Annotated in this window: 24 protein-coding genes; 19 read left to right on the forward strand and 5 right to left on the reverse strand. The window is 68.7% G+C overall.

What is annotated here, in order from left to right; all coding sequences use genetic code 11:
- Positions 1 to 199: 199 nt before the first annotated feature.
- The 10 genes from glnA to E2F46_RS10110 all read left to right on the forward strand — a co-directional run bounded on the left by glnA (position 200) and on the right by E2F46_RS10110 (position 9985).
- Positions 200 to 1609, forward strand: coding sequence for a type I glutamate--ammonia ligase (glnA, locus tag E2F46_RS10065; protein ID WP_133321958.1), 1410 nt, complete (start codon positions 200 to 202; stop codon positions 1607 to 1609).
- A 363-nt stretch (positions 1610 to 1972) separates the two neighbouring features.
- Positions 1973 to 2677 (forward strand): TorF family putative porin, encoded by a 705-nt coding sequence (locus E2F46_RS10070; protein WP_133321959.1) that lies wholly within the window; start codon positions 1973 to 1975, stop codon positions 2675 to 2677.
- A gap of 32 nt (positions 2678 to 2709) precedes the next feature.
- Positions 2710 to 3048, forward strand: a complete 339-nt coding sequence (locus E2F46_RS10075; RefSeq protein WP_133321960.1) for a P-II family nitrogen regulator — start codon at positions 2710 to 2712, stop codon at positions 3046 to 3048.
- 18 nt (positions 3049 to 3066) lie between these two features.
- Positions 3067 to 4509, forward strand: a complete 1443-nt coding sequence (locus E2F46_RS10080) for an ammonium transporter (RefSeq protein ID WP_133321961.1) — start codon at positions 3067 to 3069, stop codon at positions 4507 to 4509.
- 287 nt (positions 4510 to 4796) lie between these two features.
- Positions 4797 to 5567, forward strand: a complete 771-nt coding sequence (locus tag E2F46_RS10085) for an N-acetylmuramoyl-L-alanine amidase (RefSeq protein ID WP_133321962.1) — start codon at positions 4797 to 4799, stop codon at positions 5565 to 5567.
- Positions 5568 to 5601: 34 nt separating this feature from the next.
- Positions 5602 to 5970, forward strand: a complete 369-nt coding sequence (locus E2F46_RS10090) for a hypothetical protein (protein WP_133321963.1) — start codon at positions 5602 to 5604, stop codon at positions 5968 to 5970.
- Positions 5971 to 6065: 95 nt separating this feature from the next.
- The gene (locus tag E2F46_RS10095; protein ID WP_243720377.1) at positions 6066 to 7145 is read left to right on the forward strand and encodes a two-component system sensor histidine kinase NtrB; all 1080 of its coding nucleotides are present in this window, start codon (positions 6066 to 6068) and stop codon (positions 7143 to 7145) included.
- Positions 7135 to 8541 carry a nitrogen regulation protein NR(I) gene (gene ntrC / locus E2F46_RS10100; protein WP_133321965.1) on the forward strand — a complete coding sequence of 469 codons (1407 nt, stop codon included), beginning with the start codon at positions 7135 to 7137 and terminating at the stop codon, positions 8539 to 8541. Before E2F46_RS10095 ends, ntrC begins: the two co-directional genes overlap by 11 nt.
- A gap of 239 nt (positions 8542 to 8780) precedes the next feature.
- Positions 8781 to 9329: a superoxide dismutase family protein gene (locus E2F46_RS10105; protein WP_133321966.1), complete on the forward strand. Its 549-nt coding sequence runs from the start codon at positions 8781 to 8783 to the stop codon at positions 9327 to 9329.
- Between the two features lie 62 nt (positions 9330 to 9391).
- Positions 9392 to 9985, forward strand: coding sequence for a superoxide dismutase family protein (locus E2F46_RS10110; RefSeq protein WP_133321967.1), 594 nt, complete (start codon positions 9392 to 9394; stop codon positions 9983 to 9985).
- 263 nt (positions 9986 to 10248) lie between these two features.
- Here E2F46_RS10110 and E2F46_RS10115 read toward each other — a convergent pair whose 3' ends face one another.
- Complete coding sequence (locus E2F46_RS10115) at positions 10249 to 11130, reverse strand: hypothetical protein (RefSeq protein ID WP_133321968.1); 882 nt, start codon at positions 11128 to 11130, stop codon at positions 10249 to 10251.
- Positions 11131 to 11207: 77 nt separating this feature from the next.
- On the opposite strand from E2F46_RS10115, the gene E2F46_RS10120 reads away from it, so the two are divergent.
- Positions 11208 to 12485 carry an acetyl-CoA C-acetyltransferase gene (locus E2F46_RS10120; RefSeq protein ID WP_133321969.1) on the forward strand — a complete coding sequence of 426 codons (1278 nt, stop codon included), beginning with the start codon at positions 11208 to 11210 and terminating at the stop codon, positions 12483 to 12485.
- Positions 12486 to 12527: 42 nt separating this feature from the next.
- Complete coding sequence (locus E2F46_RS10125) at positions 12528 to 13130, forward strand: SGNH/GDSL hydrolase family protein (protein ID WP_133321970.1); 603 nt, start codon at positions 12528 to 12530, stop codon at positions 13128 to 13130.
- Between the two features lie 40 nt (positions 13131 to 13170).
- Here E2F46_RS10125 and E2F46_RS10130 read toward each other — a convergent pair whose 3' ends face one another.
- From E2F46_RS10130 to E2F46_RS10140, 3 genes are all read right to left on the reverse strand, one after another.
- A complete protein-coding gene (locus E2F46_RS10130; protein WP_133321971.1) occupies positions 13171 to 14409 on the reverse strand; it encodes an MgtC/SapB family protein in 1239 nt (412 codons plus the stop codon).
- 54 nt (positions 14410 to 14463) lie between these two features.
- Complete coding sequence (locus tag E2F46_RS10135; protein ID WP_165967430.1) at positions 14464 to 15750, reverse strand: heme biosynthesis HemY N-terminal domain-containing protein; 1287 nt, start codon at positions 15748 to 15750, stop codon at positions 14464 to 14466.
- Positions 15751 to 16052: 302 nt separating this feature from the next.
- Positions 16053 to 16814, reverse strand: coding sequence for a uroporphyrinogen-III synthase (locus E2F46_RS10140; protein ID WP_133321973.1), 762 nt, complete (start codon positions 16812 to 16814; stop codon positions 16053 to 16055).
- Positions 16815 to 16875: 61 nt separating this feature from the next.
- Between E2F46_RS10140 and E2F46_RS10145 the strand changes: the two genes are divergently transcribed.
- Together E2F46_RS10145 and plsB are read left to right on the forward strand one after the other, a co-directional pair.
- Entirely contained in the window at positions 16876 to 17331 is a 456-nt protein-coding gene (locus tag E2F46_RS10145) for a YiiD C-terminal domain-containing protein (RefSeq protein ID WP_133321974.1), read from the forward strand.
- A 67-nt stretch (positions 17332 to 17398) separates the two neighbouring features.
- Positions 17399 to 20089 (forward strand): glycerol-3-phosphate 1-O-acyltransferase PlsB, encoded by a 2691-nt coding sequence (plsB, locus tag E2F46_RS10150; RefSeq protein WP_133321975.1) that lies wholly within the window; start codon positions 17399 to 17401, stop codon positions 20087 to 20089.
- 152 nt (positions 20090 to 20241) lie between these two features.
- Here the strand turns inward: plsB and E2F46_RS10155 are convergent, their stop codons facing one another.
- Positions 20242 to 20448: a YdcH family protein gene (locus E2F46_RS10155; protein WP_133321976.1), complete on the reverse strand. Its 207-nt coding sequence runs from the start codon at positions 20446 to 20448 to the stop codon at positions 20242 to 20244.
- Between the two features lie 170 nt (positions 20449 to 20618).
- Here E2F46_RS10155 and E2F46_RS10160 point away from each other — a divergent pair, with 170 nt between their 5' ends.
- From E2F46_RS10160 to E2F46_RS10180, 5 genes are all read left to right on the forward strand, one after another.
- Entirely contained in the window at positions 20619 to 21188 is a 570-nt protein-coding gene (locus E2F46_RS10160; protein ID WP_133321977.1) for a hypothetical protein, read from the forward strand.
- 60 nt (positions 21189 to 21248) lie between these two features.
- Positions 21249 to 22151, forward strand: a complete 903-nt coding sequence (ttcA, locus tag E2F46_RS10165) for a tRNA 2-thiocytidine(32) synthetase TtcA (RefSeq protein WP_133321978.1) — start codon at positions 21249 to 21251, stop codon at positions 22149 to 22151.
- A 160-nt stretch (positions 22152 to 22311) separates the two neighbouring features.
- Entirely contained in the window at positions 22312 to 23217 is a 906-nt protein-coding gene (locus E2F46_RS10170; protein ID WP_133321979.1) for a recombination-associated protein RdgC, read from the forward strand.
- Between the two features lie 88 nt (positions 23218 to 23305).
- On the forward strand, positions 23306 to 23746 hold the full coding sequence (locus E2F46_RS10175; RefSeq protein ID WP_165967431.1) for an energy transducer TonB: 441 nt from the start codon (positions 23306 to 23308) through the stop codon (positions 23744 to 23746).
- A gap of 300 nt (positions 23747 to 24046) precedes the next feature.
- Complete coding sequence (locus E2F46_RS10180) at positions 24047 to 24832, forward strand: YgjP family zinc-dependent metalloprotease (protein WP_133321981.1); 786 nt, start codon at positions 24047 to 24049, stop codon at positions 24830 to 24832.
- The last annotated feature ends 63 nt before the right edge of the window (positions 24833 to 24895 follow it).

Here is a 24895-nt window from a genome sequence, read left to right on the forward strand (position 1 = left end):
AGGGCGGGGCGCGACAGGATAGTGCATTCGCAGGAATGCACCACGACGGTGCGCGGCATCAACACCACGACCCAAAATAGTGCAATCGTCCGGCTTGGCACTGTGCTCGCATCTTGTAAATCAATACGTTAGCCGCCTGTCGCGGCTGGCACGGCCCTTGCGTGAAGACCATCATCACTTCAAACCCAAGGTGTCCCGGATGTCGATCGATCACGTCGAAAAACTCATCGCCGACCACAAGGTCGAATTCATCGACCTGCGCTTCGCCGACATGCGCGGCGTGCAGCACCACGTCACGTATCCCAAGTCGATCGTGGAGCCCGGCCTGTTCGAGGACGGCAAGATGTTCGACGGCAGTTCGATCAACGGCTGGCGCGGCATCCAGAACTCCGACATGGTGCTGCTGCCGGACCCGTCCACCGCGTTCCTGGATCCGTTCACCGCCGATCCGACGCTGGTGATGACCTGCGACATCCTCGACCCGACCACCATGCAGGCCTACACCCGCGACCCGCGCGGCGTGGCCAAGCGCGCCGAGGCCTACCTCAAGTCCAGCGGCATCGCCGACCAGGCCTTCTTCGGTCCCGAGCCGGAGTTCTTCGTCTTCGATTCGGTGCGTTACGCCAACGAGATGGGCCACACCTTCTTCCACATCGATTCGGAAGAAGCGCACTGGAACTCCGCGAAGGAATACGAAGGCGGCAACAGTGGCTATCGCCCCGGCGTGAAGGGTGGCTACTTCCCGGTCGCACCGCTGGATTCGCTGCATGACATCCGCGCCGAGATGTGCAAGACGCTGGAAGAGGTCGGCATCGAGGTGGAAGTGCACCACCACGAAGTGGCCAACGCCGGCCAGTGCGAGATCGGCACCAAGTTCAACTCGCTGGTGAAGAAGGCCGACGAGCTGCTGACGATGAAGTACATCGTCAAGAACGTCGCCTTCCGCAACGGCAAGACCGCGACCTTCATGCCCAAGCCCATCGTCGGCGACAACGGCAGCGGCATGCACGTGCACCAGTCGCTGGCGAAGGACGGCAAGAACCTGTTCTCCGGCGACGGCTACGGCGGCCTGTCGCAGACCGCGCTGTGGTACATCGGCGGCATCTTCAAGCACGCGCGTGCGATCAACGCGTTCTCCAACGCGTCCACCAATTCCTACAAGCGCCTGGTGCCGGGCTTCGAGGCACCGGTGATGCTGGCGTATTCGTCGTCGAACCGCTCCGCCAGCTGCCGCATCCCGTACGTCGCCAACCCCAAGGCGCGCCGCATCGAGATGCGTTTCCCCGACCCGGTGAACACCGGTTACCTCACCTTCGCCGCGCTGATGATGGCCGGCCTGGACGGCATCAAGAACCAGATCGACCCGGGTGGCCCGAGCGACAAGGACCTGTACGACCTTCCGCCGGAAGAAGAGAAGAACTACAAGACAGTCTGCCATTCGCTGGACCAGGCGCTGGAAGCGCTGGACGCGGACCGCGAGTTCCTCAAGGCCGGTGGCGTGTTCACCGACGACTTCATCGACGGCTACATCGCACTGAAGATGCAGGAAGTCACCAAGTTCCGCGCGGCGACCCATCCGCTCGAATACCAGCTGTACTACGCGATCTGACTTTGCTCCCTCCCCCGCGCGCAGCGCGGGGGAGGGTTGGGGTGGGGGGCTCCTCTGCTTAAGTGGCAAGAACGTCCCCTCCCGGCCTCCCCCTTCGCCTGCGGCGAAAGAGGAGGTGAAAGGCGATACACAACAACGCAACAACAGATCCGGATGCCGTCCCCTTCCCCCACGTCGGCGGCGGCATCCGGATTTCCCGGGGACAGGGAACGAACGACATAACAGGGAGCAGCACCGGCGGGTGAGGCGGCACAGACCGCGACCTGCCAGCGATGGCACAACGCCATCGCATGCACCACGAAGTGCGACGCATACAAGCAATGACCGGGGAGGGCTTTCCATTTCGATGAGGAGCCTCAAGTCATGTCGTCACGCAAGCACGCGGTTGCAATCCTGTTGTGCACGTCCCTCGCGGCCGCCGGGCAGGCATCCGCCGAGGTGTCAGGGGAAGTCGCGGTGGTCAGCGACTATGTGTTCCGTGGCCTCAGCCAGACCAACGAAAAGCCCGCCCTGCAGGCCGGGCTGACCTGGGAACACGAAAGCGGGTTCTACGTCGGTGGATGGGGCAGCAGCATCAGCTGGCTGTCCGATGCCGATCCCGATGTCTCCAGCCAGGTCGAGATCGATGTCTTCGCCGGCTACGCCGGCGAGTTCGGCGACAGTGGCGTCGGCTATGACGTCGGCGTCCTCCACTACTGGTATCCGGGCCGCTATCCCGCCGGCTTCAACAGCCCCGATACCACCGAACTCTACGCCGGGCTCAGCTGGAACGTGCTCAGCGCGAAATATTCGTACGCGGCCAGCGACCTGTTCGGCATTCCCGATTCCGACGGCAGCAGCGCACTCGACCTTGGCCTGGACTGGGAGTTCGAGGGCGGCTGGTCGACGGGCGTGGCGTACGGGCGGCAATGGGTCAGCGGCTACGGCGGCGAGCTCGACTACGACTACTGGAAGGTCGGCGTGGGCAAGTCGTTCGAGAGCGGCTTCGGCATCGGCCTGGAGTGGCACGACACCGACATCACCGGCGCCGACGACATCGTGCTGCTGTCGCTCTCCAGGTCGTTCTGACACGACAAGGCATCTTCCACAGGAGGCGTTCCATGAAACTCATCATCGCCATCATCCGGCCGTTCAAGCTCGACGAGGTGCGCGAAGCCCTCGGCGAAGCCGGCGTGTCGGGGCTCACCGTCACCGAGGTCAAGGGCTTCGGGCGGCAAAAGGGCCACACCGAGCTGTATCGCGGCGCGGAATACGTCGTCGATTTCCTGCCCAAGCTGAAGATCGAGGTCGCGGTCACCGACGAGGTGTTCGACGCCGCGCTGGAAGCGATCTCCAAGTCCGCGGGCACCGGCAAGGTCGGCGACGGCAAGGTGTTCGTCGTCGCGCTCGACCAGGTCGTCCGCATCCGCACCGGCGAAGTCGGCGCCGACGCGCTCTAACCACCTTCGGAGGCACACATGAAGACTTGTCATCCCCCCGGGTGGAAAACCCGATTGCAGGCCGCGGTGTTCGCGGTGATGTGCGCGGTCGCGGTGCTGGCCGCACCGCAGTCCGCGTTCGCGCAGGACGCCGAGGCGCCCGTGGCCGAGGCGGTTGAAGAGACGGTCGAGGCGACCGAAGCGGTGGTCGAGGAAGCCGTCGCCGCCGTCGAGGAAGCCGTTGATGGCACGGAGGCGGAGGCGGTCGCCTTCGACAGCGGCGACGTCGCGTGGATGCTCACGTCCACCTTCCTGGTGCTGCTGATGGTGGTGCCCGGCCTGGCGCTGTTCTACGGCGGCATGGTGCGCGCGAAGAACGTGCTGTCGGTGCTGATGCAGGTGCTGGTGGTGTTCTCGGTGGTGATCCTGCTATGGGTGTCGTACGGCTACAGCGTCGCCTTCACCGAGGGCAATGCGTTCTTTGGATCGTTCACCGAGAAGGCGTTCCTGAAGGGAATCGTCGCGGACACCGATGCGGGCGGCCTGCCGGAGTTCCTGTTCATCGTGTTCCAGTCCACGTTCGCCGGCATCACCACGGCGCTGGTGGTCGGCGCCTTCGCCGAGCGCATCAAGTTCACCGCGGTGCTGCTGTTCGCGGTGCTGTGGGCGACCTTCTCGTACCTGCCGATGGTGCACATGGTATGGAGCGGCGAGGATGGCTTCCTGGCGCACAAGGGCGTGATCGATTTCGCCGGCGGCACCGTGGTGCACATCAACGCGGGCATCGCGGGCCTGGTGGCGGCGTACTTCGTCGGCAAGCGGCTGGGTTACGGCCGTGAAGCGCTCAAGCCGCACAACGTGCCCTTCACCTTCATCGGCGCCGCGCTGCTGTGGGTAGGCTGGTTCGGCTTCAATGCCGGCTCGGCGCTGGCGGCGGATGCGTCCGCATCGCTGGCGATGATCAACACCATGGTGGCCACGTCCGCCGGCGTGGTGGCGTGGAGCCTGGTGGAAGCGATCGGCAAGGGCCGCCCGTCCGCACTGGGCGCAGCCTCGGGCGCCATCGCCGGATTGGTCGGCATCACCCCGGCGGCCGGCACGGTGGGCCCGATGGGTGCGATCGTGATCGGTCTTGCTGCCGGCGCCATCTGCGTCTGGGCGGTCAATGGCCTGAAGCGCTTGCTGCGCGTCGATGACACCGCGGACGTGTTCGGCGTGCACGCGGTCGGCGGCATCGTCGGTGCGGTGTTGACCGGTGTGTTCAGCGCGGAAACGCTGGGCGGCACCGAAGCCGACCTCGACATCGCGGCGCAGGTCTGGGCGCAGACGCTCAGCGTGCTGGTGACCATCGGCTGGGTGGCCGTGGTGACCGCGCTGGTGATGGTGGTGGTGAAGCTGGTCGTCGGCCTGCGCGTGAGCGAGGAAGACGAGCGCATCGGCCTGGACATCGTCTCGCACGGCGAATCGGCCTACGAGAACTGACGGAACACGCCACTCCCCCACGGGTGGACGCGGGCGGCGGCAACGTCGCCCGCTTTTTTTGCGGTGCACGCCCACCCCCTTTCCAACCCTCTCCGCAGGCGGGGGAGGGGGCGGACACATCGTGCCCAACGTTGCAGGCGTGGCGAAAAGCGCTGTTCATCACAGGTCATGCGGACTGGCCCACGGCAGATTCAACCCCCCCGCTTGCGGGGGATGGTTGCGGTGGGAGCCGCCCCGCAGCCTTGATCCGACTTGCCTTCCGCGCCCTCAAGCGCTGCAATGCAGCCATGAGCCGACGAATGCACACTTTCGCCATCGTTGCCGCGTGCAGCCTCCTGCTGGCCGCGTGCCAGACCACGATCGCCCCGCGCAACCCGATGGCGCAGTGGGTGCCATCGGAGAATTACGATGCCCGCCGTGCGCAGGTCATCGTGGTGCACTACACCGAGCAGGATTCGGTGCAGCGCAGTCTCAATACCCTGCGCACGCGCAACAGCGGTGGCCGCGTCAGCGCCCATTACCTGCTGGGCGACGATGGCGCCATCTACCAGCTGGTGTCCGACGAACACCGCGCCTGGCACGCGGGTGCCGGCAGCTGGGGCAGCATCCACGAACTCAACTCGGCTTCCATCGGCATCGAGATCGACAACGATGGCCGCGAGCCGTTCACCGACGCGCAGATCGACGCCCTGATCCGCCTGCTGGAAGACCTGACCACGCGCCACCGTATCCCCAGGACCGAAGTCATCGGCCATTCCGACCTCGCGCCTGGCCGCAAGGTCGACCCCGGCCCGCTGTTCCCGTGGAAGCGCCTGTTCGATGCCGGTTTCGGCATCTGGCCCGACCCGGATGCGCCGCCGCCGCCGCCGGGTTTCGACCCGGTCAACGCGCTACGCCTGATCGGCTACTCGACCGACAACCTCCAAGCCACCATCCATGCCTACCGCATGCGCTTCCGCGGCGACAATGGAAAGGCGCTGGACGAGGAAGACCTGCGCATCCTGCATGCGCTGACGTGGCGCAGACCCCCATTGCCTCAAGGGAGCGTCACGCCCTGACTGGAGGGAACATGTTGCTGCGGGGCGGCCGGTGTTGAAATCGATCCTGGGCGGGGTGGTTGTAGGCCTTGTGTTTGCTTTTCCGGCAGTAGCGGCGGCCGACGACGAAGGCGTGCGGGCAGATCGCCCTGTCGACCCGGCTTCACCAGCGGTCAATGCCGCCTACGCCGCATTCTCGGAGTGGCTGGCGGGCAGGGATGAATCGGGTGGCGATCAGGCGCTGGCGCGCTTCGCCCTCGACATCAGGAACTACGACATCTGGATGAGCCAGAGTGGAAGCCGGTACTTCATCGAGTTCCGCCTGAAGCGGATGGAGCCATTCCAGAATGTCGTTGGCGGCGGATCGAAGTACGTCATCCGCAAGCGCGACAACGTCATCGAACGGGCCGAGCATTCCAGATAGCCGCATGGCCGAAGACTCGCGGCCTGATACCGATCTGGAACAGCGGTCCCGGTCAAACGCTCGCGTCATTCTGGTGCATGCCCCACAATGGTGCGATGCAACCGTATGCCGCCCCTGATATCGCCGTCGAGCCGTTGCTCACGCCGGTGGCTTGGACCGATGCCCATGCCCGGATCGAAGGCTGCAACGCCGCGTTCGGGCGCTGGCTGGGGGTCAGCGTGCGGCGGCTGCTGGACCAGCCGCTGGCGGCGCTGGAGGTCGAGGGCGACATGCTGCGGCGGGCGCTGGCAGCCGAGGATGGCGGGCCGGGCGACCAGTTGCGCCTGCGCCGGATCGAGCTGGCCTACCTGGGCGGTTCGCCGCGGTTTGCCGATGGCTGGCTGAGCCGGCGCGAGAGCGGCGGCTGGTTGCTGGAGGCGCACCCGGTGGACGAGTTCCCTGGCGATGATCCGTTGCAGGTGCTGCCCAGCGCGCTGTCGGCGGCGCTGCGCGGGCTGGCGCACGAACTGCGCAATCCGCTGGCCGGCCTGAAGGGCGCGGCGCAGCTGCTGCAGCGGCGCATCGACGAACCGGCTTCGACCGAACTGCTGGCCCTCATCCAGTCCGAAGTGGCACGCCTGACCGCGCTGGTCGACAACCTGCTGGCGCCGGCGCCGCCCGGCCCGCACGCGCCCGTGAACATCCATGCGGTGCTGGAGCGGGTGGTGGTGCTGGCCGATGCCGAGGCCGGCTGGATCGTCAAGCTGGTCCGCGACTACGACCCCAGCCTGCCCGACCTGTCCGGCGGCTTCGACCGGCTGGTGCAGGCGGTGTGGAACCTCGTGCGCAACGCCATCCAGGCGGGCGCGGCCAATGTCACGCTGCGCACGCGGATCGAGCACGGCGTCCGCATCGGCGACGCGGTGCATGTGCGCGCGCTGCGGCTGGAGATCATCGACGACGGCCGCGGCGTGCCCGAGGAGCTGGCCGAACAGGTGTTCCTGCCGCTGGTGTCGGGACGTCCCGGCGGCAGTGGCCTGGGCCTGGCGCTGGCGCAGCAGGTGGCGCGTGAACATCGCGGCTCGCTGGCGTACCGATCGCGCGCCGGGCATACGGTATTCACGGTGTTGTTGCCGCTGGATGTCGAGGCCACTGCCGACGATGCCGAACGCAAGGGGGGCGGCGATGCCGGTTGAGCCCGCGACGATCTGGGTGGTGGACGACGACCGTAGCGTGCGCTTCGTGCTGGCGACCGCGCTCAGCGATGCCGGGCATGACGTGGCCGGGTTCGATTCCGCCGAAGCGGTGCTCGATGCGCTGCGCAAGCGCACCTCGCCGCAACTGCTGTTCACCGACGTGCGCATGCCCGGCGACAGCGGCATCGCGCTGCTGGAAACGTTGAAGCAGCGCCACCCGCAACTGCCGGTGGTGGTGATGTCGGCCTACACCGATGTCGCCAGCACGGCGGGCGCGTTCCGCGCCGGCGCGCACGAGTTCCTGTCAAAGCCCTTCGACCTCGACGAAGCGGTGGCGCTGGCCGAGCGCGTGCTCGCCGAACGCGGCGCGCAGCCGGCGGCCGATGCGGACATCGAAACCTCGACCGATGGCGACGCGCTGGTCGGCGACACGCCGGCGATGCGCCAGCTGTTCCGCGCCATCGGACGGCTCGCACAGGCGCCGCTGTCGGTGCTGATCACCGGGGAGACGGGCACCGGCAAGGAACTCGTCGCGCGGGCGCTGCATCGCGAATCGCCGCGTTCGCGTGCGCCCTTCGTCGCGCTCAATACCGCGGCGATTCCGTCCGAACTCCTGGAAAGCGAACTGTTCGGGCACGAGGCTGGCGCGTTCACCGGTGCTTCGAAACGCCACATCGGCCGCTTCGAGCAGGCCGATGGCGGCACATTGTTCCTCGATGAGATCGGCGACATGCCGCTGCCGCTGCAGACGCGGCTGCTGCGGGTGCTGGCCGAGGGCGAGTTCTTCCGCGTCGGTGGCCGCGAGCTGATCCGGGTCGACGTGCGCGTGGTCGCGGCCACCCACCAGGACCTCGATGCGCGCGTGCGCGAAGGCGGCTTCCGCGCCGACCTGCTGCATCGGCTCAACGTGGTGCGCCTGCAGCTGCCGCCGCTGCGCGAACGCCGCGAGGACATCCCGCTGCTGGCCGAACGCTTCCTGCTGGCCGCCGCCGAACGCTTCGATGCCGCGCCCAAGCGCTTCGGCAAGGCGGCGATGGCGCGGCTGCTGGCGCACGACTGGCCCGGCAACGTGCGCGAGCTGGAGAACCTGTGCTGGCGGCTGGCGGCGCTGGCGCCTGCCGACACCATCATGCCGGCAGACCTGGACGGCGCATTCGCCACATCGGGCGGCAACGAAGGCGTTGGCTGGGAAGCGGCCCTCGCGCACTGGGCGCGCGGCCAGCTGGCGGCGGGCGCGACCGACGTGCACGCCAGCGCCCGCGAACGCTTCGATCGCGTGCTGCTGGATGCCGCACTGGAGCACACCGGTGGCCGCCGCACCGAAGCGGCGACGCGCCTCGGGCTGGGCCGCAACACGCTGACCCGCAAGCTGGGAACCAGCCGCACGCGGCGTTGAGGCACGGTTGGCGTTGACGAGAGCCTTGCCGTTGGGGCGCAAGGCGGCGCCGACGGGGCATGCCAATGGCAGGGTGGCGCCGCGTCGATCGGCGCCAACACCGCCCCGTCGCACCCTCATCCGCCCTCCGGGCATCTTCTCCGGGGGAAGGAACAGGGCGCGCGTACTGGAACTTCATCGCCCGGAAAGGGTCCAGCCACTACCTTGTCCGTCTTCTGCCTCTTTCGGGAAGGAGTCCGATGCGCAACGCCTTGCTGATGCTGTCCTCGACGTTGCTGCTGTCTGCATGCGCCAGCAGCCCCGCGCCGGTCGCACGCGCGCCGGAAGCCCAGCCGACGCCGCGGGTCATTGCCGACACCGGCACCGCGCGCAAGGCCGTGGCCAACCTGGCATCGTCGTCCGGCAGCCTGGTCAGTGGCCGCGTGGAACTGGCGCAGGCGACGGAGGGCGTGCGCATCACCGGCACCATCGGTGGCCTGACCCGCAACGGCGCGCATGGCCTGCAGGTGCACGAGCGCGGCAACTGCAGCGCGGTGGATGCCAGCAGTGCTGGCCGCTATTACGACCCGCTGTCGGGCGTGCGCCAGGATGGCGCGGTCGGTGAGTTCCCCGACCGCATCGTCGCCGACCCGCGCGGGGTGGCCCAGGTGGACCTGCTGGTGCGTGGCGCGGTGCTGGGCGGTGGCGCCGACAACGACATCGCCGGGCGCGCATTGCTGGTGCTGGGCGCGACCCGCGGCGCGATCAGTGCGCGCGTGGCCTGCGGGGTCATCACGGCGCAGCGATGAGGGCTGCGGTTAGGATCGGGGGTTCCGGCCCAGGCCGTTGTCCGAGTCCGAGGAGGTTCCCGATGCGTCACGCCCGTTCCCTGCTGGTCGCGCCCCTGTTGCTGGCCTGTGCCGCCTGTTCGCAACCGGCGACCGAGCCCGCAACCGACACCACGCTGCCGCCTGACCCGGTCGCCGAGCCGGCAGCCGCCATGGCGGCTGCGGCCACGGCCAACGTGACCCTCGCACCGACCGAAGGCAACGACACCGCCGGCACGCTCACCTTCACCGTGGCCGATGGCGTGGTGCAGGCCCGCGGCCAGATCACCGGCCTGGGCGCCGGCACCCGCCACGGCTTCCATATCCATGAAATGGGTGACTGCAGCGCGCCGGATGCGGAAAGCGCCGGCGGCCATTTCAATCCCGGCATGAGCGACCACGGTCGTGTCGGCCACGGCGACCACCATGGCGGCGACAGCGACAACCTGGTCGCCGACGATGCCGGCGTGGCGACGGTGGATGCGCGCTTCGATGGCGTCACCATCGGCGATGGCGGCGCCTCCGACATCATCGGCCGTGGCGTGATCGTGCATGCCGATCCCGACGACTACATGACCCAGCCGACCGGCAACGCCGGTGCGCGGTTGGCGTGTGGAGTGATCGCAGCCGGGCAGTAAGCGCCGCCTGGAGAATCGTCGTGCGGGAGTTTCCCCGGGACTCGCCTGAGAAGAACAGGCGAGTCCCTTGAAAGCCCTGGAGCCTTGGACAAGGCCCGTCATCCCGGCGAAGGCGGGGGATCCGCGGACGCCACGGCGTCGAGGAAGGCGCCTCCGGGTTGAGCAGCGCTTCGCGCAGTCGTGAAGTGCTCGCGCCTGATCGGCGGCACTGTCGGCTTTCCGGTGAGGAAACCGCGCGCAATAGCACCCGGCTCCGGTGATGCCTAAGCGTCCGGCCGCGGCGCCGATTCGAACAACACCGGGATGCCGTGCGCACCCAGCACCGCCGCGAACTGCTGCTGGCGCATCTCGTACTGCGCGAAACGGCGGCGCAGGCGTTCGCAGTCGCTGTCGTTCCCGCCGCAGCGCGCGCGCCAGTCGTCCGGCGTCAGCAAGGTGATCGTCACTTCGCCACCGGCATAGTGCAGTTGCGGCTCCGGCGGCGCATCGAGTGCCGCCGTGTCGTCAGGTGCCAGCAGGGCCGTTTCGATCAGCGGCCACAGCGGCGCGAGGCCCGCGTGCTCGTATTGCATCGCGGTCATCGCGGCCAGGTCGTGCAGGGTCATGCTGCGCGCATGCTCGACGCGGGTGTCGAAGGACTGCTGTGCGGCGAGTGCGGTGTCCGCCGCGGCCATGCCCCGGTCCAGCAGGATCGATTCGAACGCTTCTGCCACCTCGTCCACCAGCGCGCGGGCGCCGGCGAACAGCCACGGCAGCACGCGCAGCTGGCCGCCGGCGAGGCTGGCGTCGCACTGCAGCGGCATCGGCACCTCGCCCGCGGCGTCGGCGCCGAAGGCGATGACGCGCGGCGTGCCGTCGCCGCGTGGCGCGCGTGCATGCAGGTCCTCGAGCCGGCGGTGCAGCGGCCAGCCCGGGCGCAGCGCTTCGGCCGGATCGAAATGGGCGGCCATCAGGCATGCGTCGAGTCCACGCGCGGCAGGCACCAGCCTGGCCAGGTCGCGCGCCAGCAGCGATGCCAGCGCTGCGGCCTCGGTCTGCCGCAGTGCGGCCCTGTCGATGCGGCTGCCGGGCGACAGTTCCAGCGCGAGCAGCCCGCGCACGCACGCGGGTGCATCGGCATCGGCAAGGGTGGCGCGGTCGTTCATTGGCCCTATGCAGTCGCGGCGGTAGACTCCGCATTATGCCCGGCGCGCGTCCCGGGCCATTCCCGCGAGGTCTCCCGATGCTGCAAGGTCGTCCCGTCGCCGTGCTTGGCGGCGTCCGCATCCCGTTCTGCCGCCAGAACACCGCGTACGCGGACGTCGGCAACCTTGGCATGTCGGTGCGCACGCTGGGTGCGCTGGTCGAGAAGTTCGGCCTGCACGGGCAGCAGCTCGGCGAAGTGGCGATGGGTGCGGTGATCAAGCACAGCAGCGACTGGAACCTCGGGCGCGAGGCTGCACTGTCGTCCGGCCTGTCGCCGCTGACGCCCGGCATCACCCTGCAGCGTGCCTGCGGCACCTCGCTCGACTCCATCATCACCATCGGCAACAAGATCGCCGCCGGGCAGATCGAGTCGGGCGTCGGTGGCGGTTCCGACACCACCTCCGACGTGCCGATCGTCTACGGCCAGTCGCTGCGCCGCCGCCTGCTGGCCGCGAACGCGGCGAAGACCACGAAAGGCAGGATCGCCGCGTTCAAGGGGTTCAAGCTGCGCGAGCTCAAGCCCGACTTCCCCGGCGTGGCCGAGCCGCGCACCGGCAAGTCGATGGGCCAGCACTGCGAAGACATGGCGAAGGAGTGGAACATCTCCCGCGATTCGCAGGACGAACTGGCCGTCGCCTCGCACCGCAAGCTGGCCGCGGCCTACGATGCCGGCTTCTTCGACGACCTGGTGGTGAGTTTCCGTGGCGTGTCGCGCGACAACATCCTGCGCCCCGACACCTCGCTGGAAAAGCTCGCCACCCTCAAGCCCGCGTTCGACAAGGTGAGCGGACGCGGCACGCTGACGGCGGCCAACTCCACGCCGTTGACCGATGGCGCCTCGGCCTGCCTGCTGTCGACCGACGACTGGGCGGCCGCGCACGGGCACGAGGTGCTGTGCCACATCCGCGACGCCCACGTGGCCGCCGTCGATTTCGTGCATGGCGAAGGCCTGCTGATGGCGCCGACCGTGGCGGTGGCCGAGATGCTCGCGCGCAACCACCTCACGCTGCAGGACTTCGACATCTACGAGATCCACGAGGCCTTCGCCGCGCAGGTGTTGTGCACGCTGCGCGCGTGGGAGAGCGAGGATTACTGCCGCAACCGGCTCAAGCTGGACGCGCCGCTGGGCCGCATCGACCCGGAGAAGATCAACCCGGTCGGCTCCTCGCTGGCCGCGGGCCATCCGTTCGCCGCCACCGGTGCGCGCATCGTCGCCACCGCCGCCAAGCAGCTCAAGGCCCGCGGCGGCGGACGCGCGCTGATCTCCATCTGCACCGCCGGCGGCATGGGCGTGGTGGCGATCCTGGAGCGCTGACGCCCCGGTCGTCGATCGCGTCCGCAGCTGCGTTTCACAGCGATGACGATCCATCTGGTCGGCGATTCGATCCGTCTCAACGCCGAACCCACGGTGCGGGGGATGCTGGCGGAGTTCGTGGTCAAGTCGCCAGTCGAGAACTGCGAGTCCTCCACCCAGGTGCGAAAGCGGATCGCGGAATGGCTGCCTGCGGTGCCGGGAGACCTCGTCCACATCAACTGCGGCCTGCACGACCTGCGCTACGACGCTGGCGCATCGCAACCGGTCAACACGCTTGCGAAGTACGTGGATAACCTGCGGGCGATCTTCGATGTCTTGGCCGCCACCGGCGCCACCGTGGTCTGGGCCACCAGCACGCCGTTCGACGAGGGGCGACACAACGCCGCCAAGGCCTCGCGCAGGTACCGGGCCGACCTGCAGCGTTACAACGCGGCATCTGTCGATCTTGCGCGGGCGCATGGTTTCGCCGTGCATGACCTGCACGCCGTAGTGCTGTCGCATGACCTGCCGTCGTTGCTGCTGGACGATGGCCTGCACTTCAATGCGGCAGGCAATGCCGTGGTCGGCGCGGCGATCGCTCGCGTGATTCGCAAGCACCTGTCGGAGTCCGAAGCCGAACGTGGCGGCACGCTGTCGCCGGCTTGATCACGCCGGCTTGATGAGCCCGCGGTTGCCGCAGTGCATTTCAGGCAAAAAGTGCCACCGACGCTGCCGCCAGCATCATCCCGGCCAATCCGATTGCAATGCGGATACCGAATGCCGGACCGCCACTGACGAAGGCGACGACGGACTTCGCAGCAGCGCTGGCCGCCAGCAGGCCCACCACCGCCCACTGCGCGTGGCGCGCGTCGATGGTGCCGTCGCGGAACAGGGTGCCGACGGTGGCGACGGCGGCGTGCAGCTCGGCCAGCGCAGTGAGGAAGGCGGTGGCCAGTGCGGCGTTCGCGCCCAGCCATTCCGCCGCCACCCGCGAGACGAACAGCACGCCGGCGATCAGCGCCGCGAAGCCGAGCGCCTGGCCGATGCGGAACATGCGCGCATCCGCGGTCGGTGGCGGGGCTTCGACGCGTTCGCCGCGATGGAAGCCGAACGCGGCGCCGACCATCAATACCGCTGCGGCCGCCAGCAGCTCCAGCCACACCTCGCGCAGCAGGCCGGGCGCGATCGCCAGCAGCACCGGCACGAACAGGCTGAGCGAGGCGAGGTTGGCCAGCAGGGTCGCGCCGATCGCCGACGACAGCAGCGCGGGCTCTGCCTTTGCGCGCTGCCCGAACCCCGCCGTGGCTGCGGTGGACGAGACGTAACCGGCGAAGAACCCGGAGACCAGCAGGCCCCAGCGCGTGCCGATCAGGCGCAACGCGACATGGCCCAGCGCCCCGATCGCCATCACCAGCACCACCAGCTTCCACACCGTGGCGAGGTTGAGCGCGCCGTAGGGGCCGATCGGTTCGTCGGGAATCAGCGGCAGCACGATCAGCGCGAAGGCCAGCAGGATCAACCCGTCGGCGATCTCGCGATCGCTGATGCGCTCGCGGGTGATGTGGTGCAGCCGCGGCTTGGCGTAGATCAGGATCGCCACCAGCACCGCCAGCGCACCGGCGGCGACCGGCGATCGCATCGCCAGTCCACCCAGCACGCAGCTGCACAGCAGCGCGAACTCGGCCGTCAGCCCGGTGTCGTGCTGGCTGGTGCGCAGGTAGCTCAGCGCGGCGAAGGTGCCGGTGAGCAGCAGTGCGAGCAGGAACGCCGGTACGCCGATCCACAGCGTCACCGCACCCAGCAGCGCCGCCAGCGTGTGCGTGCGCAGTCCTGCGGCGATGGCGGGGTCGTCGTGCTTGCGGCGCTCGTAGAGCAGGCCGAGCAACAGCCCGGCCCCGAGCGCGGTGGTCAGCGACAGCAGCGGCAGGTCGTCGGCATTCGGCATCGGCGGACTATGCCGCGGGATGCTTCGGCGCGATAGGGGCGGTGCGTGCCGAGGTCAAACGCGGTCGATGGGATCCCGGTCGTCCTCGAACCGCGGCAGACCCCGGTCGTCATGCACCACTGCGCGCGCATGCGTGGCAGGTTCAACCGCGAGGCCTTGGTCGGCGATGGCGGTGGCCAGCGGTGCCGCGCGTTCGCCACGCGACACGCGCAGCGCATTGGCGTAGCACTGTCGGGCCGCGGCCTCGTCGCCGCGCGCGGCGCAGGCGTCGCCCAGCGCTTCCCAGTCATCCGCGCTGCCGCCTTCCGCGAGCGCCTGTCGCCAGTAGCCGTCGGCTGCCGTGGCATCGCCCTGCGCGTGCGCCAGGCGGGCCAGCGTGGCCGGCAGGGCGAGGCTGCCCGGGTGCGCGGCCAGCCAGCGTTCGGCCTGCGTGCGGCGATGGTCGAGGTTGCCGACCGGCAAACGGCCGTACAGCGTGGCGAGGCGTTCGTCCCAGCGCGATTCCAGCGCGCGCTCGACGCTCTTGATCGCGGCATCGTCCCAGCCCAGTTCCGCGGCCCGCGTGGCATAGGCTTCGACCACCGCGGGCTCGTGCTTGAGCGATTTCGGCAGGGTTTCCCAACGCTGGGCGAAGGCGTTCTCGTCGCCCTCGCGCAGCGACAGCGCTGCCCAGCGCAATTCGCGGTCGGCGAATTCCGCGTCGGTCCAGGCGTCCTGCTTGCGCACTGCACCGAGCAGGCCATAGGCCTCGGTGGCCTGGCCATTGCGCGCCAGCGCCTCGGCACGCAGCGCCAACCCGCGCGGCGGCAACGGCTGTGCGGCGGGCGCATCCAGGGCCACCAGCGCATCCGTGGGACGATCGTCGCGCAGCGCGATGGTCGCCAGTGCGATCGCGCGCGAAGCGGGGTGGCGGTCGCCGAACGCATCCAGTTGCGCACGGGCCGCCGCTTCGTCGCCGCGCGCCAGCGCCGCTTCGGCCGCGGCGATGCGGGCCGCGGCTTCCAGGTCGGGATCGTCCGTGGCATCGGCCAGCAGCCGCTCGGCCTGCTTGTAGCGACCCTGGTGCAGCGCTTCGATGCCATCGCCGATGCGTGCGCGCTGTTGGCGATCGCGATGCAGGCTCCATGCGCGGAACGGCCAGGACAGCAGGCTCCACGCGATCCACAGCGCCAGCGCGATGCCGATGACGATCCAGGTGGCGTAGATCAAGGTGGTGGTGTAGTCGTCGCCGCGCCAGCGCACCAGCACGTAGCCGGGATCCTGCGCGAACACGAAATGCGCCGCCACTGCGCCCAGCAGCGCCAGCACGATCCAGAACAGCAGGTTGCGCAGCAGGGTCATGGTCGAAGCTCCGTGGCGTAGCGAAGCGACCATAGCCGGTGGCGTGTCGGGGCCGTGTCGACCTGCGTGAATGGCCGGCAACGGCGTGTGGCTGCACAGCCTCCAGGCGCTCGCGTGCCCATGCCGTGCACGCCACCCTCACCTCCGCGCAGTCGGGGACCCGGTCAACGACCGCCGGCCTCCGCCTGCACGGGGGTGACGGATTCGGTTGCGGGGTGACCGGGCCTCCATCCCGCGAGCTGCAGATCGTCGACGACAGGCCGAATCCAAGAGATCGGCGGACGATCACGCGCCCACCAGCATCACTCCGCGATGGCATCCACCAGCGACCCTGGTCTTGCATCGACGGCGATGCGTACATCGCGGAAACCCAGCCCGCGCGCCAGGTCCGCAAGGCGCGCGCTGGCGGCGACCACGCGGGCACGGCGCAAGGCGGTCGCCGCGGCGGTCGGCAACGCCGACAGCACATGGCGCAAGGCTTCGCCGCTGCTCAACGCCAGCCATGGTGTTGCATGCGACGACTGCAGGAATGCGGCGGCTCGCGGCGATGGCGCAATCGACACGCGTTCGTACACGTTGGCGCGCACCACCGTGGCACCGCGTTGCCCAAGCGCGGGCGCCAGTGCGCCACGGCCACCGGGTGCGGTGACCAGTCCGATCCGCTGCCCGCGGATGCCACGCAGTGCGGGCAGTGCCAGCAGGCCTTCGCTGTCCATTCGCGTGGGCGCGCCCACGTCCTGCACCCCGGCCCGTCGCAGCGCCGCCGCCGTGCCGCCGCCGACCGCCAGCCAGGACTGCCCGCGGCGCGGGCGCAGCGGCTGCAGGGCCGCGGCCGCGCGTACCGCGGGCGGGCTGGTGAACACCACCGCGTCGGCGGCGAGCGCCGCGCGCAATGCCTTGCGGGTGGCGGCATCGTCGCGCGCCTCGATGCGCCAGGGCGACAGCGCCAGCACGCGCATCCCGCGCGCGGCCGCGGCGCGCCGCATCATCCCGTGCGCGCCGACCGGGCGCAGCGAGATGACGTAGCATTCCTGCAGCGGGGTGGGCGTGGGCGTCGGGACCATCCCCGCAGCTTGGTCGCTGCGCGCGGCCATCGCAACACCGCATGGCGCCGGGAAGGATGGAATGGACAAGGACCCGCTGCGCGCCCTCGAGGCGCATTACCAGTCGATGCCGCCGGTCGCGGCGATGCAGTTGCGCATCGCCGGCTACGACGGCGAGCGCCTGTCGCTGCACGCGCCGCTGCCGGTGCACGTCAATGACAAGGGCTGCGCCTTCGGCGGCAGCCTGGTGTCGCTGCTGACGCTGGCGGCCTGGGGGCTGGTGACCTTGCGCGTGCAGCAGGCCGGGCTGGACGCGGACGTGTTCGTGGCCGATACCGAGGTCCGTTACCTCGCGCCGCTGTTCGCCGACCTCGAGGCCGACGCGTCGCTGGCCGAGGGCGAATCCTGGGAGGCCTTCCTGACCACCCTGCGCGAGCGCGGCCGTGCCCGGACCACACTGGCCAGCCGCGTGCCGCTGCCCGACGGCAGGGTGGCCACCGAGGCACGAGCCCGCTACGTGGCCATCCTGCGGCGCTGACCGCCCCATTCATCAAGTGGTCCGTACGCGGGCTCGCGACGCGGGCTTCGGCATAATGGCCCCGATGATGCCCACCCAACCCCCCCTGTTCGACGACGACCGTGCCCAGCCGCCGGACGCCGCGATGGCGCCTGCCGGCGATGCGCCGCACGACCGTGGGGCTGGCGCGAGCCCGGACGCCCCAACGGCAGGCGAGGCCGGGACCGTGGTTGCGGCACCGATGGTGCCGACCGGCCCGCGTCGCGAGCTGCGCGCGCGACGCCCGTGGTGGGCGAAGTTGCTCGGCGGCATCCTGAAGCCATGGCTGGTGTTGAAGATCGAACCGCAGGCACCGCCCGACCTGGTCGATGGCCGCCCGGTCTGCTACGTGCTGGAAGACTACGGCCTGTCGAATGCGCTGATCCTCGACCGCGCCTGCCGCGAGGCCGGGCTGCCGTCGCCGCTGCGGCCGCTGCCGGGCGACCCGCTGGGCCGGAAACGCGCGTATGTGGCGCTGTCCCGGCGACACGCCAGCAGTGCGCTGGCACTGGCCACCGGGCAGGTGCAGCAGAAGAAGACGCACTCCGAATCGCTGGCGCGGCTGCTCGATGCGCATCGCGACGATCCCGTGCTGGACGTGCAACTGGTGCCGGTCTCGATCTTCGTCGGCCGCTCGCCCGACAAGGCCAGCGGCTGGTTCTCGGTGCTGTTTTCGGAGAACTGGGCCATCGTCGGCCGCTCGCGCCGGCTGCTGGCGATCCTGCTCAATGGCCGCGACACCCTGGTGCGGTTCGCGCCGCCGGTCGACATGCGCGGCATCCTCGACGAGGACCTCACGCCCGAGCGTTCGGTACGCAAGCTCGCACGCGTGTTGCGCACGCACTTCAACCGCACCCGCGAAGCCATCGTCGGGCCCGACCTGTCCACGCGCCGGCTGCTGATCGACAAGGTGCTGGCGTCGGCGCCGGTCAAGGACGCCATCGCCGACCAGGCGCGGCGCGACAACAGCAAGCCCGAGGATGCGTGGAAGAAGGCGCACGCGATGGCGTACGAGATCGCCGCCGACTATTCGCATCCGGTGGTGCGTTCGGCGTCGTTCCTGCTGACCGGGGTGTGGAACCGCATCTACCGCGGCGTGCTCGTGCACCACCTCGATGCGCTGAAGGCCATCGCGCCGGGCAAGGAAGTGGTGTACGTGCCCAGCCACCGCAGCCACATGGACTACCTGCTGCTGTCCTACCTGCTGTACACCAAGGGCATCGTGCCACCGCACATCGTGGCCGGCATCAACCTCAACCTGCCGGTGGTGGGCACCATCCTGCGCAAGGGCGGGGCGTTCTACATCCGCCGTTCGATCCGCGGCTCCGCGCTGTATTCCACCATCCTGGCCGAGTACGTCGCGCAGCTGGTCGCCGGTGGCTACTCCATCGAGTACTTCATCGAGGGCGGGCGCTCGCGCACCGGACGCCTGCTGCAGCCCAAGGGCGGCATGGTGGCGATGACCATGCGCGCCTACCTGCGCCAGCCGACGCGGCCGGTGGTGTTCCAGCCGGTGTACATCGGCTACGAGAAGCTGATGGAAGGCAACAGCTACCTCGACGAACTCAGCGGCAAGCCGAAGGAAAAGGAATCGATCTGGGCGCTGCTGTGGGGCATTCCGAAAGTGCTTCGCCAGAACTACGGCCAGGTGGTGGTGAACTTCGGCGAGCCGATCGAGCTGGGCGACCTGCTGGCCGAGCACGCCACCACCTGGGACGGCAAGCCGCTGGGCGACGACGACAAGCCGGACTGGCTGGCGGACATGGTCGATGCCGCCGCGCAGCGCATCCAGGTCAACATCAACCGCGCGGCCGACGTGAACCCGATCAACCTGCTGGCGCTGGCGCTGCTGTCCACGCCCAAACATGCGATGGGCGAAGGCGACCTGCTGGCGCAGATCGAGCTGTCGAAGAAACTGCTGGCCGAAGTGCCGTATTCCGACCGGGTGACCGTCACGCCGCACTCGCCACTGCAGATCGTCGCGCACGGTGAGGAAATCGGCGTGCTGCGGCGGGTATCGCATCCGCTGGGCGACGTGTTCAGCGTCGGCGACGACGACGCGGTGCTGCTGAGCTACTTCCGCAACAACGTACTGCATTTGTTCACGGCCTCGGCGTGGATCGCGTGCTGCTTCCTGCACAACCGCCGGATGTCGCGCGAGAACCTGCGCCGCATCGGCCGCGGGATGTATCCGTTCCTGCAGGGCGAACTGTTCCTGCCGTGGGACGAGGATGGTTTCGCCGAGCGCATCGACCGCACCATCGAGGTGTTCGCGCGCGAAGGTTTGCTGGAGCAGGTCAGCGACGACGACGGCGGCATCCTCGCGCGCAACGCCGGGCAGTCCGACGAAGTATTCCGCCTGCGCGCGTTGGGGCATCCGCTGCAACAGGCGTTCGAGCGCTACTACATCGCCATCTCGGTGCTGGCCAAGAACGGTCCGGGCACGCTGGGCGCCGGTGAACTCGAAAGCCTGTGCCAGCTGGCCGCGCAGCGCCTGTCGCTGCTGTACGCCCCGGCGGCGCCGGAGTTCTTCGACAAGACCCTGTTCCGCGGCTTCATCCAGAAACTGCGCGAGCTGGGACTGGTGAAGCTGGACGAGAACAGCAAGCTGGTGTTCGACGAACGCCTCAATGCCTGGGCCAGGGACGCGAAGGTGATCCTGGGCCGCGAGCTGCGGCACACCATCGAGAAGGTGAGCCCCGAAGCGGTGAAGCCCGTCGGGACAGTCGTGGCGGATTGAGGATGAGCGTGTAGGGCGGGTCTCGACCCGCCGCTACGGCACGTGGGCGCCCGCGATCAAGTCGATCGCCCCGTATCCCCGTGACAAGTGTTGCGTCGGGCATGGACGCATCTGCCCACTGCGAAGGCAGGCAGCGGCGGGTCGGACCCGCCCTACGCTGGCTCGTCGGGAATCAGCGCCGACTCCAGCCGCGTGATCATGTCCTTGAGCTGCAGCTTGCGCTTCTTCAACCGCTTGACGGCCAGTTCGTCGGCGGCGATGTCGATCTGCAGCTGGGCGATGGCGGTATCGAGGTCGCGATGCTCCAGCCTGAGTTCGGCCAGCTTGCGGGGGATCTCTGCAGGGTCGACGGGCAGCATCGCCACTCCATGGGTGTGCCGGACCAGCTTACACCCGGAGGCGGCGGAGGAGGGGATGGCGGAGCGCCTGGCCGCTCGGCAGAATGCGTCCGCGCAGAGGGGGCGATGCGCACCGGGACTGCCGGACCAGCATCCGCGGCGTGCCCTGCCGCACGGGAATGGAGAACACCATGAAGTACCGACTTGTCCTGCTTGCGGGCCTGGCCGTGGGCGTGCTGCCTTGCGCGGCGTTCGCGCAGGCGAAGTTCGATGGCTACCTCTGCTGCAACATGCGCAGCGATGGCAGCTGGATCAGTGATGGCAACTATGCCGAGGACGGCAAGCGCACCCTCCCGGCCGGTACGCCCGCCAAGGTGACCGGTTACGGCCGCTACCGCGTGCGCGTGGAGCTGGATGGCAGCAAGCAGGCCATCGGCAACGACTACAGCCGCGACCTGGCGCCGGAGGACTTCGCCCGCCGCTATGTCGTCAGCGAGAATCCCGCCGACCGCATCGCCAGCTGGCCGGCGAAGGTGCAGGAAGCCGTGGGGCAATCCAGGGTCACGCCCGGCATGGACCGCGAGCAGGTGCTGACGTCGCTGGGCTATCCCATGCACAGTGAGAATCCGGACCTTGATGCCGCACTGTGGCGCTACTGGTTGAGCAGCTTCGACGAGTTCCAGGTGCAGTTCGACGGCAGTGGCCGCGTCAGCGACGTCACCGCATCACCAACCACGCGCAACCGGGTCTGGATGCCCTGATCCCGCGCGCCCGCCCCTTCGCCATCGAGGCGGGCGGGCGCACCCGGTAAACTTGCGGCCATGAGTACCGTCCTGCCCTTGGCCGAACCCGTCCTGCGCCGCGACCCGCGCGCCGCCGCGCGCGAGGCGAACAAGCTCGCCAGGCGCCTGCGCCACCAGGTGGGCAAGGCGATCGCCGACTTCGGCATGATCGAGGACGGCGACAGGGTGATGGTGTGCCTGTCCGGCGGCAAGGACAGCTACACGATGCTCGACATCCTGCTCCAGCTGCAGAAGAAGGCGCCGGTGGCGTTCTCGATCGTCGCCGTCAACCTCGACCAGAAGCAGCCCGGGTTCCCGGAACACGTGCTGCCCGGGTACCTGCGTTCGCTCGGCGTGGATTTCCACATCATCGAGCAGGACACGTATTCGGTGGTCAGCCGGGTCGTTCCGGAGGGCAAGACGATGTGTTCGCTGTGCTCGCGGCTGCGGCGCGGCGCGCTGTACACGTGGGCGGCGGAGAACGGCATCACCAGGATCGCGCTGGGCCACCATCGCGACGACCTGGTGGCCACGTTCTTCCTCAACCTGTTCTTCCACGCCAAGCTCAGCGGCATGCCGCCGAAACTGCTGAGCGACGACGGCCGCCACGTGGTGATCCGCCCGCTGGCCTACGTGCGCGAGGACGACATCGCCGCGTATGCGCAGGCCAAGGCCTTCCCGATCATCCCCTGCAACCTGTGCGGCTCGCAGGAGAACCTGCAGCGCAGGCAGGTGGGGCTGATGATGCGGCAGTGGGAAAAGGACAGCCCCGGTCGCATCGAGACCATCGCGCGCGCGCTGGGCGACATCCGCCCCTCGCAGCTGAGCGACGCTAACCTGTTCGATTTCCTGTCGCTGGGCCGCCACGGCGATGCCGCGCTGCCCGATGCGCATGCCTGGCTGGCCGGCGAGCCGCACGGCGTCGACCGGGGCGACGACTGACCGGTGTCGATGTTGACGCCGTCATCCCGGCGCGAGCCGGGACCCTGCGCCGTGGCTTCGCAAGTCTTGCGACCGGATTGAACACACTGGATCGCCGCTCGCCCCGGGCTGGCATGACCAGACACCCTCCCCGATTCCAATTCCCCGACTCCGGATTTCCATGTTCTTCAGAAACCTCACGCTGTTCCGCTTTTCCACCTCCCTCGATTTCACCAAACTCGACGAGCTGCTGGCCGACCATCCGCTCAAGCCCGTCGGCGCGCTGGAGATGTCCTCGCGCGGCTTCGTGTCGCCCTTCGGTCGCGAGGGCGAGGCCTTGTCGCATCGCATCGGCGACACCATCTGGGTGACCGTCGGTGGCGAGGACCGGCTGCTGCCCTCGGCGGTGGTCAACGACCTGCTGGCGAAGAAGCTTGCGGAGATGGAGGAGAAACAGGGCCGGAAGCCCGGCGGCCGCATGCGCAAGCAGATGAAGGACGACCTGGTGCACGAACTGCTGCCGCGTGCCTTCGTGCGCCCGTCGCGCATCGACGCGCTGATCGACCTCAAGCTGGGCGTCTGCGCGGTCGACACCTCCAGCCGCAAGAGCGGCGAGGCGGTGGTGTCGGAAATCCGCCATGCGATGGGCAGCTTCCCGGCGCTTCCGCTCAACTCCGAAGTCGCGCCACGCAACGTGCTGACCGGCTGGGTCGCGGGCGAGGCGTTGCCCGAAGGCCTGTCGCTGGGTGAGGAATGCGAGCTGAAGGACCCGATGGATGGTGGCGCGGTGGTCAAGTGCCAGCACCAGGAGCTGCAGTCCGACGAGATCGCCAAGCACCTCGAGGCCGGCAAGCAGGTGACGCGGTTGGCGCTGACGCTCGACGATCACGTCTCGTTCGTGCTGGGCGAGGATCTGGTCGTGCGCAAGTTCAAGCTGCTCGACGGCGCCGTGGACCAGCTGGAATCGACCGAGCGCGACGACCTGCGCGCCGAGCTCGATGCGCGCTTCGCGTTGATGAGCGCGGAATTCTCACGGCTTTTCGTGGTGCTCGAAGGTGCCTTGAAGCTGTCGAAAGCGGATGCTTGATGAATGCAGTCCGCGGCAGGAATTGACCGCTGTTTCGTAGTGCTGTATAGCGGGTAGGCACTCATCGATGGACGAAGGAGACGTGGCCATGTTGTGGACTTTCCTGCTTGCCGCGTCGATGGCGTCGCCCGGCGCAACGGACGTGGATCGCTGCGAATCGGGGACGAGGGCACCTGTCGTCGTCCAATCGGCATTCATCGGTGGACATTCGCCGTTGTGGCGGGTCTCCGGTGTCCCGGTCCACATGGTGGTCGATGTGGACGGAAAGCCGAAGGATATCGTGGTGGCTGATGATTCAGTTCCCGCGACGTTCCGTCAGGCGGCGTTGAATGCAGCCGCAAGATGGCGATTCGATCCGGCGCTTGAATGCGGGCAGGTCGTCGCTCGCAACGTGGAACTGGTGGTTCCTGTCGTACGTGATGCGGCCGACCAGAACCTGCGCATGCGTCCGTTCCCGACGCTCGATCCGCATCAGCCGGGCGTGAACAGCCCGCGCGCCATGAACCGGCCGCTGGCTTCCGGGCGCTAGGGCCGGTTGCCCATCGCGAAATCTGGGTGGCCGGACTGCTTCGCCGGCGAGTCGGCCATCCATTCCGCCTTCGGTGCTTGTCTTGTCTGGATGTGGCAAGTCGTCCAGCACCATCATCGCGTCGGAAGTGTCCTGGAATCGCCTGCCAGCGACGACCTGAACCTTGATGTCGTCCCGACGGACAGCACAAGCACGGATGGTGTCGCATCGCGTCGTGTAGACGGCCCGATTCCACGATTGGGCATGCAGCCGCTTGCATGCCGTCCAGCGGAATGCGCTGCTCGCCGCTAGAATGCGCGCATGCCGTCGCTGCTTCGCCTGCTTTCCCCCAGACCGGTACCGAAGATCGGTGGCCTGCAGCGCGACGCGATTCCTTTCGTGCTTTCCGATGGTCGTCGCATCGACGTCCTGCGCGTGCGCGATCCGCGCGCCAAGCGCCTGCGACTGACGGTCGGCGAGCGCGGTGCGCGACTGACCTTGCCGATGCGCGCCAGCCTGGTGTCCGGCGAGCGTTTCCTGCATGAGCACCGCGACTGGCTGACCGTGCAGATGGCGCGCACCGCCGACGACGTGGCGCCGCTGGTCCGCGGCGAGAGCGCTGCATTGCCCTTGCGGGGCCTGCGCGTGCCGCTGCTCTGGGCGGAAGGCCGTTTTGCGCGCGTCGTGCGCGACGAGGCGGGCATCACGCTGCAGCTGCCGCCGCGCGCCGGCGACGTTGCAATGGTCCGCGCGCTGCGCGACTTCTACGAGGCAGAAGCCCGTGCCGACATCGCGGCATGGTTGCCGAAGTACCTGGCCGGCCTGCCGCGGGCGCCTTCGCGCATCCGCCTTCGCGTGCTGTCGTCGCAGTGGGGCTCGCTGGCGCCGGACGGCACGCTGACGCTGGACCTGTCGCTGGTGCTGGGCCAGCCGGCCGCCTTCGAGTACGTGCTGGTGCACGAGCTGTGCCACCTGATCCACGCCGACCATTCGCCGCGGTTCTGGCGCGAAGTGGAGGCGCGGTTCCCGGCCTGGAAGGACCAGCGCGACTATTTCCATGCCGAGGGCCGTCGCCTCAAGGCGGGACTGCACGCCATGCTTGGCTGAGCGCGGCGCGCAGCGCCAGGCCGCATCCACCGCCGCATCCACCGCCGGAGGTGTCGCGCGCCC

Origin of the sequence: Luteimonas aestuarii (assembly GCF_004357985.1) — a bacterium.
In the GTDB taxonomy this organism is placed as follows: Bacteria; Pseudomonadota; Gammaproteobacteria; order Xanthomonadales; family Xanthomonadaceae; genus Luteimonas; species Luteimonas aestuarii.